Here is a 15,997-nt window from a genome sequence, read left to right on the forward strand (position 1 = left end):
TTTAGATTATTTACTTAGCTCCAGTTGATTTTTGATGAGTTGGTAATAATTCCCCTTCCTGGCAATCAACTCCTGATGTGTTCCTTTTTCAACCAGTTTCCCCTGATGCAATACAACGATCTGATCCGCATTTTTTACTGTACTCAACCGATGCGCAACAATCAGCACTGTTTTCCCGGTAAAGAAATGATTCAGGTTGTTGACGATGGACAACTCATTATGCGCATCCAGCGAATTGGTCGCTTCATCCAGGAATATATAGGCTGGATTTCTATAGATCAGCCTGGCGATCAAGAGTCTTTGTTTTTGTCCTTCACTCAGGCCATACCCGTCCTTTCCAACTACGGTATCATAGCCAAATGGCATGGCCATAAAGAAATCATGCATATTGGCCAGTTTGGAAACTTCATAAAGACGTTCTTTGTCTTTGACTACTGAGCCGGCAAAAATATTATTTGCGATGGTGTCCATGAAAACATAGCCATCCTGCATCACTACCCCGCAAGCGGCTCTCCACTGTTTAGCATGTACCTGATCTACTGAACGGTTACCAATCGTAACCGACCCTTTGCTTACCTGGTAAAACTTCAATAACAATTTGATCAATGTGGTTTTGCCACTTCCACTCATCCCTACGATAGCCGTAACTTTACCGGCAGGAATCAACAGATCCAGATTTTTCAAGACGAATGGCGCCTGGCTGTTTCCATACTGAAAGCCCACCTGTTTTAGTTCAATATCTTCTGGAGCGCTGGTCATTTCCTGGTACCCGACTTCAAAGTCTTCTTCCGCTTCCTGATGCACTTCTGCCATTCGCTGTAAACTGAACTTTGTATTCTGAGAAACCCTTGCAAACTCAACGAGTTGTGTAATGGGGGTATTGAGTTGACCACAGATGTAAGTAATGGCCAGCATACCGCCCAAGGTAACCTGATCATTGATCACCAGCATCGCTGCCGCATAAGTAATCAGCACATTTTTGACTTCATTAATGAAATACCCAATCCCCTGCATCAACTGGTCTAGTTGCAGTGCTTCCAGTTTAAGTCCATAAGACTGATCTTGTAAGCCTTCCCATAATTCCTGCTTTTCCTGCTCACTGCCAGTCAGTTTAATTTCCTGCATTGCATAAAAAATCTCCAGTAGTAACTGCTGGTTAGCAGAAAGGACTTTAAATTTCTTCTGGTCAATCACCTTCCTTTTTTGCTGGAAAGAATTAGACCAGGCCACACTGATCACCGCACCAATCAGGAAGATCAAAAAGATTTGCCAATTGTAATAACACAATACCCCGCCCAGTACGACCAGCGTAATTGCAGAAAGAATAAAACTAATCAGTGAATTCGTCAGAAATTCTTCGACCCGCTGGTTATCATTTACCCGCTGCATATTATCACCCGCCTGCCGGTTATCAAAAAAAGAAAAAGGCAATTGCATCAGCTTCGCCAGAAACTCTTTCAATAAAACGATACTCGTTCTGGCTCCTAACCTGAAAAGCAACCTTGCCCGGAGAAAGTCCATCAGCATCCTCCCAGAGAACAACATCAGCTGTCCGATACAGATCAGAAAAAGCAAATTTGTGTTTTTTCCCTGGATACCTTTATCCACAATCAGCTGGGTCAAAAATGGAATAATCAGAGAGAAACCACAGGCCAGCAAAAGGCTGATACCAACGGGGATTAAACTTTTCCGGTGTAATTTGAGGTAAGGCAATAAAGACCATAAGGAAGCAGAATGATCAGCGATACTTTGTTTTTCGTGAAAAGCCGGGGTGGTCTCCAGTAATAAAGCCCTGCCAATAGTGCTTCCCTCTTTAATTTGCCAGGAACGGATGAAATCTTCCTTCCGCACTTTAACTTTTCCACTGAGTGCGGGATCAGCCAGGTAAGCATATTTGCTGGTCATGCGGTATAAAACTACATAATGTTCCTTTTCCCAATGAAGGATACAGGGGAACCGGACTTTATTCAGCAATTGTTCGTAAGGGAGTTCTGCCGCGAGTGTTTTGAAACCCAGCAAACCTGCTGCCTCCAGCATACTTGCCATCGTAGTTCCTTGCTTGCCCATACTGCAAAGCTTTCTGAAATAAGCAATTGGAAAAATTTTCCCGTAATACGCCGAGATTATTTTAAGACAAACCGGTCCGCAATCCATTGCATCTGGTTGTTTATAAAATGGAAATTTCCTGCCAGAAGAGAAAAGTTGAAACATAGCTAAACAATTCTTAAATACAACACTGTTGCAAATATTATAAATATAATGCAACTTTGATGCAATTAATAATTAATAAATGTCTCCACTCCAATACACTCCTTTACGTACTTTAATCTGGAAAGAATTCAGGTTAGCTTTCCGCGATAAAATAATGAGCACATTGGCTATCATTATTTATACTTTGTTCATTGCAAGTGGGCTATTAACCATTTTTCAATATCAAAACGATCAGCAAAGTCGTGAACTATCCAACAAAAAATTCCGTCAGCAGTGGGAAGCCCAACATAACAATCCACATGAGGCCGCACATTTCGGTACCTATCTTTTTAAACCTTTAAATCTTTTAAGTGCCTTTGATCCCGGACTTAATGATTATTTTGGAACTACTTATCGGGTAGAAGCCCATGTACAACATGAGGTAGATTATAGCAATGCTGAACGTAATGACGCCTTGATGCGGTTCGGCCAGTTCACCCTCGCTTTGATTATGCAAATGCTGATTCCCTTGCTGCTGCTATTCATCAGTTCCTCTGCACTGACTTATGAAAAAGAATCCGGCACTTTTAAAATGCTGATGGCCCAGGGGATAAAGCCTTCACAATTGGTTTGGGGAAAGGTTTGGTCAAATTATTTATTAGTGGTTTTCCTGGTCGTCCCAATTTTTATAGTCCTGTTTTTTGTGGTCATCTTCTCCCCTTCTGGCATTGCTTTATTGGGCCGGTTCTTAATACTGCTTTGTGGTTACCTGCTTTTTTATTTGCTGGTCACTTTAACTGGAGTTATTGTATCTGCACTCAGCGGTACTTCAAGAACGGCAACACTCGCTGTTTTAACATTATGGTTATTTACCAGTATCCTCTTTCCTAAAATAGCAGCTGGTCATGCAGCCAATCAATATCCTTTAACCTCTCGTGCGGCTTTCAATAATAACGTTAAACAAGGGTTTTTAAAGGGGATTAACGGAGATGCACCTTATCAGGAAAGGGCAGAAAAACACTATGCAGCTTTGTTAAAAAAATACGGGGCAGACAGCGCAGCACAGCTTCCGGTTAATGCTGACGGTTTAATGTTGCAATACAATGAAGATTATCAGAACAAGGTATTTGATCATTACTATGCGGCGCTGGCGAGCACATTTAATCAGCAGCAATCTTCTCTGAATTATGCGGGGCTGGCAGATCCTTTTATTAGTTTAAAGCGCCTGTCCATGGCCATGTCGGGTACTGATTTCTACCACCATCAAAGCTTCTTCCTGCAGGCGAAAAAATACCGCAATAGCCTGATCCGCAAATTGAATCTTCAATTAGCCAGTCATCCTGTAAAACCGAATGAAAGTTATCAGGCAGACCCGCGGTTTTTTATGCAACTCAAAGATTTCAGTTATCAGGCCCCCACCTTATTGGAAACCTTGTATTTACAGCGATTGGCATTAGGCTCACTTTGCTGCTGGATAGCGCTGCTTTCCATGGCCTTATATTTCATCACCAAACCTTCATTGCGCTAAATATGCAGTTATTCCTTTTAATTTCCCGTTTCGAGTGGCGGCAATTCTTACGTCAGCCTGTTCAATTACTCTTACTGCTATTTTTCCTGCTGATGAGCTTATACAGCCTTTATAACGGCCAGAGTTTTGTACAAAGGCAATTAACCGGGCTGGATACGCTGGCAAACAATCAGCAAGTGCATCTCCAGGAACTGATCAGCAGGTTTCACACAGATACCACTACTGCAAAAGGAAAAATGCTGGCTCAGCAGGCAGGTTTGCCACAAGTCGTGGAATTCAAAGCTCCACCCATCGCAACTAATCCGCCGCAAGCACTGGCTGCGCTAGCTATTGGTCAGCGCGATTTACTTCCGTATTTTGATGTCATCAGCAGTAAACGTGATGTTTTAACTCCACCCAACGCAGAAATTGCCAATCCGGAGAAACTGGCTTCGGGTAATTTTGATTTCTCTTTTGTGCTGATCTATTTATTTCCACTATTGATCATCATCCTGAGTTACGATCTTTTTTCCAGAGAAGCCGAGCAGCAAACTGACCGTCTGCTCGCTGTTCAAAGTGGTGCAATCAACCGGATTCTATGGCATAAAATTCTTTTCCGGCTGCTGTTAATCAGCTTGCTAACCAATATACTCAGTTTAATTGGTTTCTTTACTCACCCAGCCTCTACTGCCCTGCATATGCCAGATGTTCTTTTATGGATCCTGGTGACCAATACGTACCTGGTATTCTGGTTCGCAGTCTGCTGGCTGATAATCACTCTTCGCAAATCTTCACAGCTCAATGTTTTAATTTTAATTGGCATCTGGTTGCTGCTCACCCTGATCTTACCAGCGACCATCAACAAATTTGCAGGAATCAAACATCCTATGCCGCTGCGTACTGAACTCGTATCCAACCAGCGGGAAACGATGACTCATACCTGGGAAATGCCGATTCCGCAGTTATTAAAGGAGTTTTATCAAAACAACCCGCAATACCTTAGCCTGAAAACCAATGGAGATACCGCTCTGTACGGCAATAAAAGATTCGTGGCTTATTATGACCTGCTAGGCAGGCGGATGAACAAAAATGTGATGGAATACAATACTGCTGCTGCAAAGCACAATGCCTGGTTAAGTCAAATGGCCTGGCTTAATCCAGTAGCTCAAATGCAGACGCTACTAAATGCAACTGCACAAACCGGACTCAGTGACTATCTGTATTATCAAAATCAAACCAACCTGTTTCAAAACCAGTGGGTAAAACTCATGAACGGCTATTTGTTGTCCAACAAGAAACTCAGCCTGGCCGAAGTCCAGAACCTGCCTGTGTTTCACCCTGCAAAAAATCAAAGCAGAACCTCCCGTATCCTGGTCAGTACCCTATCTATCTGGCTGGCCATCTTACTGACCTTGCTGGCTGCCCGCCAGATTGCCTTTCAAAAGAAAAAAAAAAGTCAGCATACTAATTAACAACTCCACTAATTGCCACACCAAATGAAAAAAATCTTTTACTTATTTATCCTCAGTTTGAGCGCTCTGCCAAATTTCCTCCACGCTCAACAACCAAAAAAGTTAACCGATACCACGAGTCATATCAATAAACTCAACCAGATTAACGTAACCAGCAAAAAAAAGGTCAGGATTAAAACCGATACGCTTTCCAACGGTTTAAAGCTTCAACAGCCATTAATTCAGCTCCCACAGAACATCATCAGCGTATCGACGGGTTTATTACAACAACAGGGCGCATTGGAACTCAAAGATGCTGCGCGTAATGCCAGCGGTGTTTATTTCGGCTACAACAGTACCCCATTTGATAATTCTGCTGTCGCACAAATCCGTGGTTTCGCAGCTTATACTACACTGAATGGAATGTCACGCCGTTTTAGTTATGGCGCTTCTATTGACGATGATGCACTGATAGAGAATGTTGAATTTGTTAAAGGCCCTGCCGGCTTCCTGAATTCTGTGGGTGAACCGGGTGGGTCAATTAATATCCTGACCAAAACTCCGGGGCATAAACTCTTCAATATCGTACAAACAGCAGGGAGTTTCAATCTATACCGTATAGCTGCAGATATTGGTTCTGAGGTTCAGAAAAAAGGATTCTCTTACCGCTTCAATACGGCTTATCAGCATAAAGATTCTTACCTGAATGATATCAAAACTAATAAGTATGTGGTCGCTCCGGTTATACAGTACAATTTCAGTCCAGATACGTATGTGCTGGCAGAGTATGATTTTATCAGAGGCGAAGTTCAGAATGGTTCTGCAATTGTCAAAGTCCGCAGCGAACAAGACATTTTAAAAGGTCCGATCAGTGCAAACTATAGCTCAGAACGTAGTTTGCCCACAAGTTATACCCAGAATGAGACTGCAAGAATCTATGCAGTACATAAATTCAATGATAACTGGCAGGTTACTTCACAATCTTCTTACTTATCATCACCTTATAAAAACTGGAATATGACCTCCAAAGGGAGTATGGTGAATTTTGATGCAAATGGAAATACGAAACGCAGAGCCAGCTTATCAATGGGTGCAGGAAAAACCTTCTCTACTCAGCTATTTGCAAACGGTAAGCTTAAGACCGGAAGTATTCAACATCAATTGTTATTTGGGGCCGATTATACCAACAGCAGGGATTCCTTATCCTTGAATAACGGAAAGATAGAATCAGACTATAACAAATCCGGGACAATAAATACGGCAAGATCAGAGACAGTCAATCAGATTACCCGGATCAACAGAACAAATAACAATACTTTTATAAAATCGGCTTTTGTTTATGACAATATTCAGTTGCAGCAAAAGCTATTATTAACTCTTGGTGCAAGATATACCTGGTATAAGAATGAAAAAGAAACGACGAATGCCAGAGGCGTCGTTAAAACCAATAATTATGATCAAAAAGCACTCTCTCCACGTGCTGCATTAACTTATCTGGTTAATCCGGCTACGTCAATCTTCTTCCTGTATGATCAATCTTTTGTACCTCAAAGCTATCAAAGAGCGATTGTTGATCCCACGACAAAAGAAGTAACCGGAACAGAAGCTATCGATCCTCAAAAAGGTAAGGATATGGAACTGGGCATTAAAAGAAACTGGTTCAACTCCCGCTTATATACAACTTTAAATGGGTTTCATACTTTAAAATCAAATGTTCCGGTAACAGATCTGATCAATGCTGGGTTTGTAAACCCTGCAGGTCAGGTAACAAGTAACGGAATTGAGGTTGATGTGATTGGAAATATCACTGATCAGCTTTCTATCTCCACGAACTATACTTATGTGAAGTCTACCATCACTAAAGATGAAGATCCGGAATTAGTGGGCAAAGAGCTTCCGCAAACCCCGCAGCAGATCTTTAATACCTGGATACAGTATAGTTTTCCATTGAAAAACAAAGCAAGTCTGAACCTGAGTTTAGGGCAGACCACTATGATCAAACGCAGTACTTCAGAGAAAAATCAATACATCCCTGATTTCACTAAATATGATGCAGGTTTAAGTTATGTTCAGGATAAATATTTCTTTCGCTTAATCGCAGATAACCTGACTGGTAAACGTTACATGTCATCTGGTGATTTGATTACGGGTTATCCCTATGATGGCCGTAATTTCTACTATATCGACGGTGATCCGTTTAATGTAAAAGTTTCTATAGGAATCAAGTTTTAAATTATAAACAGCATGTTACAAGCAATAGAACTCACTAAAAAATATGGAGATCAGGTGGCACTTAATGGCTTAAATCTGAACGTTGAACCCGGAGAAGTGTTTTGTTTATTAGGGCAGAACGGCGCAGGTAAAACCACAACCATTAATTTATTTTTAGGTTTTACAGGAGCTTCATCCGGAAAGGCACTGGTTAATGGGGTATTGGTGAGCCCTGACCAGCCTGAGACTAAAAAATTCCTGGCTTATATTCCGGAGATTGTCATGCTGTATGCAAACCTGACCAGTTTAGAGAACCTTGATTTTTTTAGCCGGATTGCCGGATTCAACTATAAGAAAGAAGAGCTGGAAAAGTATTTATTACAAGCAGATTTACAGCCGGAAGCCTTCCATAAGCGGGTTGGGAATTACAGCAAGGGCATGCGTCAGAAAGTCGGGATCGCTATTGCCGTTGCTAAAAATGCAGAAGTAATTCTAATGGATGAGCCAACCAGCGGCCTTGATCCAAAAGCGACACATGAATTCAGTGAAATTGTCAAACAGCTTTCTGAGGATGGAAGAACTGTTTTTATGGCTACCCACGATATTTTTAATGCTGTAAATGTAGGGACGAGAATCGGAATTATGCGCCAGGGATCGCTTATCCACACGTTGAATGCAAAGGATATTTCTGCAAATGATTTACAAAAGTTATACCTGGAAACGATCTGAAAAGGAAGCCGGGCGGGAGGATTAAACCTCCTGCTCAGCTTTTAGTTTTTTAGCTTCATCAATCCGTAAAAAACGGAAAAGGGAAAACCCGATGATCAAAGTAATAATTCCCTGAGCCATGACCGTATCTGGTGTTCCGATCCATTGAGACAAAGTTCCGATCAACAGGCCGCCCAAAGGCTGCATCCCGAAAAAAGCCATTGCATAAAAGCTAATGACTCTTCCGCGCATTGCCGGATCTACCGTTGTTTGAATTAAAGTATTGCTGATGGTAATTTGTGACATCATTCCGAAACCGGCTATAGTTGCAAAAACAAGCGCAATGGGATAATACGTAGTATGTGAAAATAAGACCAGTCCAGCTCCGAATATGAGCGTATTGGTAGCCAGAATTTTTCTCAGGTTCCTGCCAGGTTTTAAAGAGGCGAGGAAAATAGCACCGCAAAACGCACCCAGACCAATTACACTGTCAATCACACCAAAGGTTGAGGCTGTTCCTTTGAAAATATCCTTCGCATATACAGGGATCAATGTACTGAAAGGTAAAACCAGCAAGCTGATTAAGGCCAGCATTATTAAAACAAATGCAATAGAAGGTGTTTGCCTGATATATTGGAAACCTTCTTTAAGTTCTCCAAACACATTTTTAGTTCTCGGCTTCTCCAAATATTCAGGAAGTTTCATCAGCAGCAGAGAACCGATTACTGCAATAAAACTCACCGCATTCAGCCCAAAACAGATATCTTCTCCAAATTTCTCCAGCGCTATCCCGGCAATACCAGGTCCGATGAGCCTGGACAGGTTTACCATAGAAGAATTCAAAGCGAGTGCATTTGGCAAATCAGCTTTATCATCTACCATTTCATAAACTAAGGATTGTCTTGCAGGTACATCAAAAGCATTGATCAGACCGAGTAAAGCACTTAATGCGATAATCTCCCAAACAGAATAGTGTCTGAAGAAAATTAGTAAAGTCATCAAAATAGCCTGCCCCATAGAAGCAAACTGGGTAATCAGGAGTAATTTATACCGGTTGTACCGGTCGGATGCAATTCCGCCCAGAAAAGAAAAAACAAAAGACGGGAACATGCTCGCGAACAAGGTAAGCCCCAGCATGAATTTAGAATGCGTTTCTGAATACACCACCCAGCTTACCGCAGTTTTCTGCATCCAGGTGCCAATCAGTGAAATAGACTGACCACTGAAATACAGCCTGTAATTACGGCTTTTAAAAGCATTGAATGTACTGATCTGCATTTTAGTCTAACTTCAGCTTGAAAATTAGCGGCCAGTTTTTACCTGTTACGTACAATAATTGATGTGTTTTGTCCCAGGCAATACCATTCAGCACACTGTCTTCAGATTTCGGGGTATAATCAGGCGCATAATTTGACAACAGACCGAAGCAATCGATAGTTCCAACCACCTTTCCGCTGGACACATCCACCTTTAATATTTTTGTAGTTTGCCATTGATTGATGTAAAGAAATCCATCTACATATTCCAGTTCATTCAGCTGATCTACTGTTCCTAAATTATCAGTGACTTGTATTTGCCCTACAACAGCAAAGCTTTTTGGGTCAAGTTTATAGACAATAGAACTCCCTACGCTCACGTAAAGATTTTTACCATCATTAGTCATTCCCCAACCTTCCTGAGGCCACTTGAAAGTTCCTGTTGGTTTGGTCAGATCTTTCAGGTCATAGACATACGCGATATGATTTTGATAAGTCAGCTGAAAAAGCTGATTGCCAAGTATAGAAATCCCTTCACCATAAATGCTCTTGTCTTTCAGCGGAAACTTTTTCTCCAGCTGACCAGAACTCGTATCTGATACAGCAACATATGAATTCTCATAGGTTCCGGTTCCCTCGTAAATTTTTCCGTCATGAAGTTCAAATCCTTCAGTATAAGCAGCGGTATCATGCGGTAATGTACCAGCAACTTTATAGGTCAGATTTTTAGGAGCCTGAGTTGAAATAGAATCTGCAGCCGTAGCGGTTGTTTTTGTTTCCTTATTATTATTTTGACAGGAAGCAAGGGTAATGGCCAGCCCGAATGCCAGCACTTTATATTTGTTATACATGAAATTGTTGTTTCTGCGATTTGAAATCTGCAGGAAATATATAAATATTCTTAACAATAAAAGGCCGCCTGTTTAGAGGCAGCCTTATTTTATGAAGGTAAAAAACCTTATTCTTCTTCTTTTTTAGGCGCAAATCCGCGATCCGCATCTAAAGTGTAGGAGGCTTCTGAAGATTTATCCGCTTGTTTTAAATTGTCTATTTCGGCAGCTAATGTATCTGCTTCAGAAGCAGGAATAGCGTCTATTCCGTCTGATTGCACATCTTGCTGACTCAATTGGTCATCTTCCTCTTCTTCGTTGTTAAACGATGTATTATTTTCTGTGATAATCATATGTTCTGGTTTTAGTGATAAAACAAAATAATAATCAGCTTGTTTCAGTTCAGCAAATTTAACAGGTAAAATTATTGTGATCTGACAGAAGCTATCGATTGCTTAAGCTTTTTTAAAACTTTTCAGCAGCGTTATCCCTAATATACCCGCAATGAGCGAAGCAATCAGGATACCATATTTAGCCTGTTCAATAAATTCTGGTTGTTCAAATGCCAGATTACTGATAAACAGTGACATGGTGAAACCTACACCGGCCAGTAGCGCGACACCTGTAATATGTTTCCAGTTTGCCTGATCCGGTAATTGTGCCAATCCTGTTTTCACCATTAACCAGGTGAATAAAAGTACCCCCACAAACTTACCTATGATCAAGCCCGATATCACCCCGATACTCACCGGGTTCACCAAAGCGGAGAAGAAGTCTGCCCCTATAATTATACCTGCATTAGCGAGCGCGAAAAGCGGCATAATGATGAAAGCTACCCATGGATGCAAGGCGTACTCTATTTTCTGCAAAGGGGTTTCTGCTGCCAGTGTCAGGCTTTTCACTTGTTCAATGGTTCTATGTTGTTCGGAAGTGGTCAGCAAACCACTATTCGGGATCTCCTTTTCAAAATCATTTGATAACTTTCTCAGGTTTTCTGAGAAGCTATTTTCATTAATCTTAGTGACCGCAGGGATAGTAAATGCAACCAATACGCCCGCTATTGTGGCGTGGACTCCTGAAAGTAAAAATCCTATCCAAACTGCGATTCCTATTAAGAGATAAAAGGCCGTACTTCTGATTCCTAATTTATTACCCGCTATCAAGACCAGCAGAAAAACTGCTGCTATACCCAGCGGAACGAAATTTAAATCGCTGGTATAAAAAAATGCAATCACTAAAACAGCGCCCAGATCGTCTGCCACTGCCAGCGCAGATAGAAATACTTTCACTGAACCTGGAATATGTTTTCCAGCCATAGAAAGCAGTGCCAGTGCAAAAGCAATATCTGTAGCCATTGGAATACCCCAGCCATGTTCAGAAGCCAGTCCTTTGTTGATTATAAAGAAAATTGCTGCAGGAACCAGCATTCCGCCCAAAGCTGCCATCATCGGTAAAGAAGCCTTCTTTAAAGTAGACAGTTCGCCTTCCATGAACTCCCTTTTCAACTCTAATCCAATCACAAAAAAGAACAAGGCCATCAGCCCATCGTTAATCCAGATATGAAGTGGCTTGTTCAATACATAGTCATTAAAGCCAATAGAGAATTTAATATCCCACAAGTGATGATACGATTCATTAAACGGTGAATTGGCCCATATAATGGCAACAATCACACTTAAAAACAAGACTATTCCGCCAGTATATTCAAGGTGAATGAATCTGCTTACCGGGGCAATAATTTTTTCAAAGGGTGATTTAGGTATTAATTCCATAGTTGTCTGATAAACTCAAAAATAAGACTAATAATCCTATTTTACACCACCAAAAGCGGCAAAACATGAGTTTTTATGCAGTATTTCGATATTTTTGAACCCCACTCTCCGGAGTAAATCCACTTGATAATTGACCGAACGCGGCGTATCTTCATAGGCGATATAATTAAATACTTTTTCACGATATTCTATTCCACCCAATGTTTCCAGATAAGCGCCGTACTGGTCTTTAAAAAGTTGAGTCACTGCTGGCAAATCATGTGCAACCAGATCAGAGATCCAAATGCTTCCGCCAGGTTTCAAACTCTTATATAATTTGCTAAAAACCAATTCCCAATCTGCATCCCCGCGAAGATGATGTAAAACTGCCGCAGCCAGGATGATATCAAAATGTGAATCCGGCAATTCAAGCTCACGCATATCCGATTGTATAGTCGTTACTGTCCCCGTGGTCTGAGCAGTTACTCTTTCTTTCGCCCTTTCCAGCATAGGTAAACTCAAATCATTGAGCGTACAATTTAAATTGGCTGTTTTACTCAACATCTTTAAAGTGTAATTACCCGCACCACAGCCCACGTCAAGCAGCTCTGTTGCTGCAGGGTTTATATACTTTGCCGCCGCAGTACATAACTCCATCGTTAATGGTGCGTCTATTGTAGTCAGCTGCCCAGTATCCAGGTTAGCAAACCTTTCTACATCCTGGTCAAATCTAGTTCTGATTTCTTCTGTTGTTGCACTTTTCGAATAATCTGTTTTCATCTTATTTGTTACGCCATTTTTACTTTCCATGTTTCACGTCATCATTTACTTCAAGCCAGTGTCCGTCAGGATCCTGGAAATAGATCTGCTTTACGCCATCTACCCTGATGGTCGGTTCCTTAGCTGTACCCGGCCAATTGGCATAGTCAATTTTCTGCTGGTCCAGCAATTGGATAAAATCAGGAATTGAACTTACGCTAAAACACAAGTGCTCATTTTTATCATGAACAGTGGTTTGTTTTGCACCCAATATCAAATGCATTTGTCCGGCCGCTCCCAGCGTAAACCAGATATGCTTACCGTCCTTAAAGGGTTCCTGAATTTGTTGGAGGTTCAATAGTTTTTCATAAAATGCAGTACTTTTTGTAAGATCTGTCACATAAATAGCAATGTGATTGAGTACTGCAGGTTCTTTTCTGGCAGATGTTTGCGCAAACGATTGACTTAAAGCGCCCGCAAATAAGCAAAGCGCAAGCAAAAAAGCATGAGGTTTCATGTGAAGTGGTTAAGTTAAAAGGGGGTTGAAATAAGAAAGGCCGGGCATTGTTCAGTCTACCCGGCCCCGTGTCATCAATTCATATGAACTGGTGGTGTCATAAGGACAATACAAATATAAAATATCTTTAGAATTAAACAACAAATAAAAACGTTAATTACTTAAATTTCAGTTAACTATATTTAATAAAAAAGATATAAAGGTGTTTTATTCTCCTTTAGTAAAATGTTTTTGCAACATCATTTACTAGTTATTTAACTTAAAGTTTTGCATTATCCCTCTCTTTTTACATAGGTTTTATTCCCATTTTTATTGATATAATATTTTCCACCACGAGGGCCAGTAAGTATTTCTTCACCATTTGGTCCTGAAATACTTCTGTCAACTGTCGGTTTATAATCTTTTGCAGCTGGTGCAACAGCAGCTTTAGGAGCTCTGGTTGCTTTAGTTACTGTAGTTTTTGTCTCTTGCACAGGAGCGGCCGCTGGTGCAGCTGAATTGGTATAGCGTTTATCTGGCGTACCGTCTTTTTTAAGTCTGACAGTTCCAGGTGCAGCTGTAGCAGGTGTTGCTGTAACTGGTTTTGTAGTGGTGGTCACCTTAGTTACTTTACTTGCTTTTTCTTTTTGAACTGTTTTATCAGGGGGAGATACTTTGGTAGTTGTGGTTGTCGTATAACGCTTATCAGGCGTACCATCTTTCTTTAATTTTGTAGTTGTTGTAGTTGATTTTGCGGGTGTATAGCGCTTATCGGGTGTACCGTCTTTTTTAACCTTAACTGTTGCAGGTGCAGTGGTTTGTGCCATTGTCAAGCTTACCCAGAAACTTAATATAGCCACTAACGAAAGTAATTTTTTCATAAGATTCTCATTTAATAAATTGATTTATATACAATGTAAGAAATTGCCAATGTATTACACAAATAAATGTTAAGAACTGAAATTTACTGATACTCAGGACAAAGAGTCAAGCCAGCTTATCGCAGCTGTCTTTTCTTTAAAAAACTGGATGTTGATTGTACTCTTTAAGGGAGCAGCACTTTTATCAGCCGCAAGCTGGCTAAAGCTGCTTGGCGAATAGATCCAGGCCAGATATTGAACTCCGGCCTCAGCCAGTGCCGGTAAACATTCCGTAGAGACCCAATCGGATGCCTCTGACCAGTTTCCCCTCACCTCAGTATTGTCATTTAATATAACAGCAACCTGGTTCTTTTTGACCAGATCGAGCATAATCAGGCAGCCATCCTGTACACTTTTAAAATTTTGATAACCCGTCCAGTTTACGTCCAGCCTGTTTTCTGCGGCATTAACTGCTACATTGATAGTTTCATCCTGATAATAACTAAACTCATCTGTATAGACTTCTGCATGCAGGTGCTGCTCGGTAAGCGGAAGGATGAAGTAAAAAGTAGCCCCCTCCCCTAATTCACTCTCTATCCAGAAACTGCCATTGTGCCGTTTAATAATTTCCGAAGAGATGAACAGTCCTAATCCCAATCCATCAAATTTCATGATCGTGTTATCCACTCTATAATACCGGTCAAAAATATTGGCCAGGTTCTCGCGTTTTATTCCGATTCCAAAATCTTGTACAGAAACAATGATATTTCCGTTGTTGACCTCCAGATTTATAATGATATCTTTCCCTTCAGATGAATACTTGACTGCATTGGATAAAAAATTATAAATGACCTGCTCTAATCTGAATTTATCCCCCTTGAAGTTTACAGCATCCGATTTGTGCAGGATAAAATGATGATTTGGCGCGATATGCTGCATACTGAGTACTGCTTCTTCCAGCATCTGTTCAAAAGCAAACTCAGTATAATCATAACTTAACTTTCCAGCATTGATTTTTGATACATCCAGTAAATTGGCAATCAGCGTTTCAAGTCTCAGTATATTGTTATTAGCTCTTTCCAGGAAATGATAGATTTTATCATCAGGAGTTATACTTCTGCCTATCAATTGAAAAAGCGCCTTAATACTTGTCAGCGGGGTTTTCAGTTCATGGCTTGCAATGCTCAGGAACTCATCTTTACGATCGGATAATTCCTGAACAGCTATCGTAGAATTCTCCTGATCTGTGATATCAATAATACTCCCGATATAGCCCATAAATGTGGTACCGGTATGATAGGCATTTGCCCTGGCCATTACCCAGCGGAGTTCTCCGGATACATTTTTGATCCGGAACTTTATTTCATAAGGCTGATGTCCTTTGATCATCTTCCACCACTCCTGTCTCCTGTGCTCGTTTTCCGGAATAGCCATTGGTTTTGCAAACCCAAAGCCCAGACTATCCTGATAGCTCATCCCTGTAAATTGTATCCACTTTTTATTGACGTAAATACATCTGCCATCCGGATCGGAACGCCAGACCATAAATGGGATCTGATCGGCGATAGTGATAAAGCCATTTTCATTTTCAGCAGCCTTGCTGACCACCTGCTCAACTCTATTGCCCGCTTGCTGTTCAACTACGCTACCCGCTTCCTGTTCAACTATACTGCCCGCTTGCTGTTCAATTGCAGCCAGTTTTTTAATTTTGTCTTCTTCGTTAACCTTTCCTTTGTTTTTCTCTTTCTCCTGAGCAGGAAAAACTACAAATAAAATCAGAACCGTAATTAGCAGAATAAGATGCAGGATTAAAATCACCTGTGTTGACAGGAAGTTAAACACGCCAGAAAGAATAACCAATAAAAGGAGCAGCAAAAGAAGGTATAGACACTTCTTAGCAGTTACATAGGTAGTGAATAATTTCATCAGCAGTATATCAAACGATATAATAGATACTTTGAATATAGGTAAAAAATTA

The 15,997-nt window shown here is 40.9% G+C and carries 13 protein-coding genes; 4 read left to right on the forward strand and 9 right to left on the reverse strand.

Annotated elements, in window-relative coordinates:
• Positions 1–6 precede the first annotated feature (6 nt).
• Positions 7–2,211, reverse strand: a complete 2,205-nt coding sequence (locus tag ABIB30_RS14325; RefSeq protein WP_354303108.1) for a peptidase domain-containing ABC transporter — start codon at positions 2,209–2,211, stop codon at positions 7–9.
• Positions 2,212–2,290: 79 nt separating this feature from the next.
• Here ABIB30_RS14325 and ABIB30_RS14330 point away from each other — a divergent pair, with 79 nt between their 5' ends.
• From ABIB30_RS14330 to ABIB30_RS14345, 4 genes are read left to right on the forward strand one after another with little or no spacing between them, the layout of a single operon-like run.
• On the forward strand, positions 2,291–3,718 hold the full coding sequence (locus tag ABIB30_RS14330; RefSeq protein ID WP_354303109.1) for an ABC transporter permease subunit: 1,428 nt from the start codon (positions 2,291–2,293) through the stop codon (positions 3,716–3,718).
• A 2-nt stretch (positions 3,719–3,720) separates the two neighbouring features.
• Complete coding sequence (locus ABIB30_RS14335) at positions 3,721–5,169, forward strand: DUF3526 domain-containing protein (RefSeq protein WP_354303111.1); 1,449 nt, start codon at positions 3,721–3,723, stop codon at positions 5,167–5,169.
• Positions 5,170–5,193: 24 nt separating this feature from the next.
• Positions 5,194–7,380: a TonB-dependent siderophore receptor gene (locus ABIB30_RS14340; protein ID WP_354303113.1), complete on the forward strand. Its 2,187-nt coding sequence runs from the start codon at positions 5,194–5,196 to the stop codon at positions 7,378–7,380.
• Positions 7,381–7,392: 12 nt separating this feature from the next.
• On the forward strand, positions 7,393–8,088 hold the full coding sequence (locus tag ABIB30_RS14345; RefSeq protein ID WP_354303115.1) for an ABC transporter ATP-binding protein: 696 nt from the start codon (positions 7,393–7,395) through the stop codon (positions 8,086–8,088).
• Positions 8,089–8,109: 21 nt separating this feature from the next.
• On the opposite strand, the gene ABIB30_RS14350 is transcribed toward ABIB30_RS14345, so the two are convergent.
• The 8 genes from ABIB30_RS14350 to ABIB30_RS14385 all read right to left on the reverse strand — a co-directional run bounded on the left by ABIB30_RS14350 (position 8,110) and on the right by ABIB30_RS14385 (position 15,945).
• On the reverse strand, positions 8,110–9,345 hold the full coding sequence (locus ABIB30_RS14350) for an MFS transporter (protein WP_354303117.1): 1,236 nt from the start codon (positions 9,343–9,345) through the stop codon (positions 8,110–8,112).
• A 1-nt stretch (position 9,346) separates the two neighbouring features.
• The gene (locus ABIB30_RS14355) at positions 9,347–10,174 is read right to left on the reverse strand and encodes a glutaminyl-peptide cyclotransferase (RefSeq protein ID WP_354303119.1); all 828 of its coding nucleotides are present in this window, start codon (positions 10,172–10,174) and stop codon (positions 9,347–9,349) included.
• 107 nt (positions 10,175–10,281) lie between these two features.
• On the reverse strand, positions 10,282–10,506 hold the full coding sequence (locus tag ABIB30_RS14360; protein WP_354303120.1) for a hypothetical protein: 225 nt from the start codon (positions 10,504–10,506) through the stop codon (positions 10,282–10,284).
• 102 nt (positions 10,507–10,608) lie between these two features.
• Entirely contained in the window at positions 10,609–11,925 is a 1,317-nt protein-coding gene (nhaA, locus tag ABIB30_RS14365) for a Na+/H+ antiporter NhaA (protein ID WP_354303122.1), read from the reverse strand.
• A gap of 36 nt (positions 11,926–11,961) precedes the next feature.
• Complete coding sequence (locus tag ABIB30_RS14370; protein WP_354303124.1) at positions 11,962–12,714, reverse strand: class I SAM-dependent methyltransferase; 753 nt, start codon at positions 12,712–12,714, stop codon at positions 11,962–11,964.
• A complete protein-coding gene (locus ABIB30_RS14375) occupies positions 12,704–13,180 on the reverse strand; it encodes a VOC family protein (RefSeq protein ID WP_354303126.1) in 477 nt (158 codons plus the stop codon). Before ABIB30_RS14375 ends, ABIB30_RS14370 begins: the two co-directional genes overlap by 11 nt.
• 272 nt (positions 13,181–13,452) lie before the next feature.
• Positions 13,453–14,040: a hypothetical protein gene (locus ABIB30_RS14380; protein ID WP_354303127.1), complete on the reverse strand. Its 588-nt coding sequence runs from the start codon at positions 14,038–14,040 to the stop codon at positions 13,453–13,455.
• A 93-nt stretch (positions 14,041–14,133) separates the two neighbouring features.
• Positions 14,134–15,945: a PAS domain-containing sensor histidine kinase gene (locus ABIB30_RS14385; RefSeq protein WP_354303129.1), complete on the reverse strand. Its 1,812-nt coding sequence runs from the start codon at positions 15,943–15,945 to the stop codon at positions 14,134–14,136.
• Positions 15,946–15,997 lie beyond the last annotated feature (52 nt).

This window comes from Pedobacter sp. UYP1 (genome assembly GCF_040547305.1).
Taxonomy (GTDB): Bacteria; Bacteroidota; Bacteroidia; order Sphingobacteriales; family Sphingobacteriaceae; genus Pedobacter.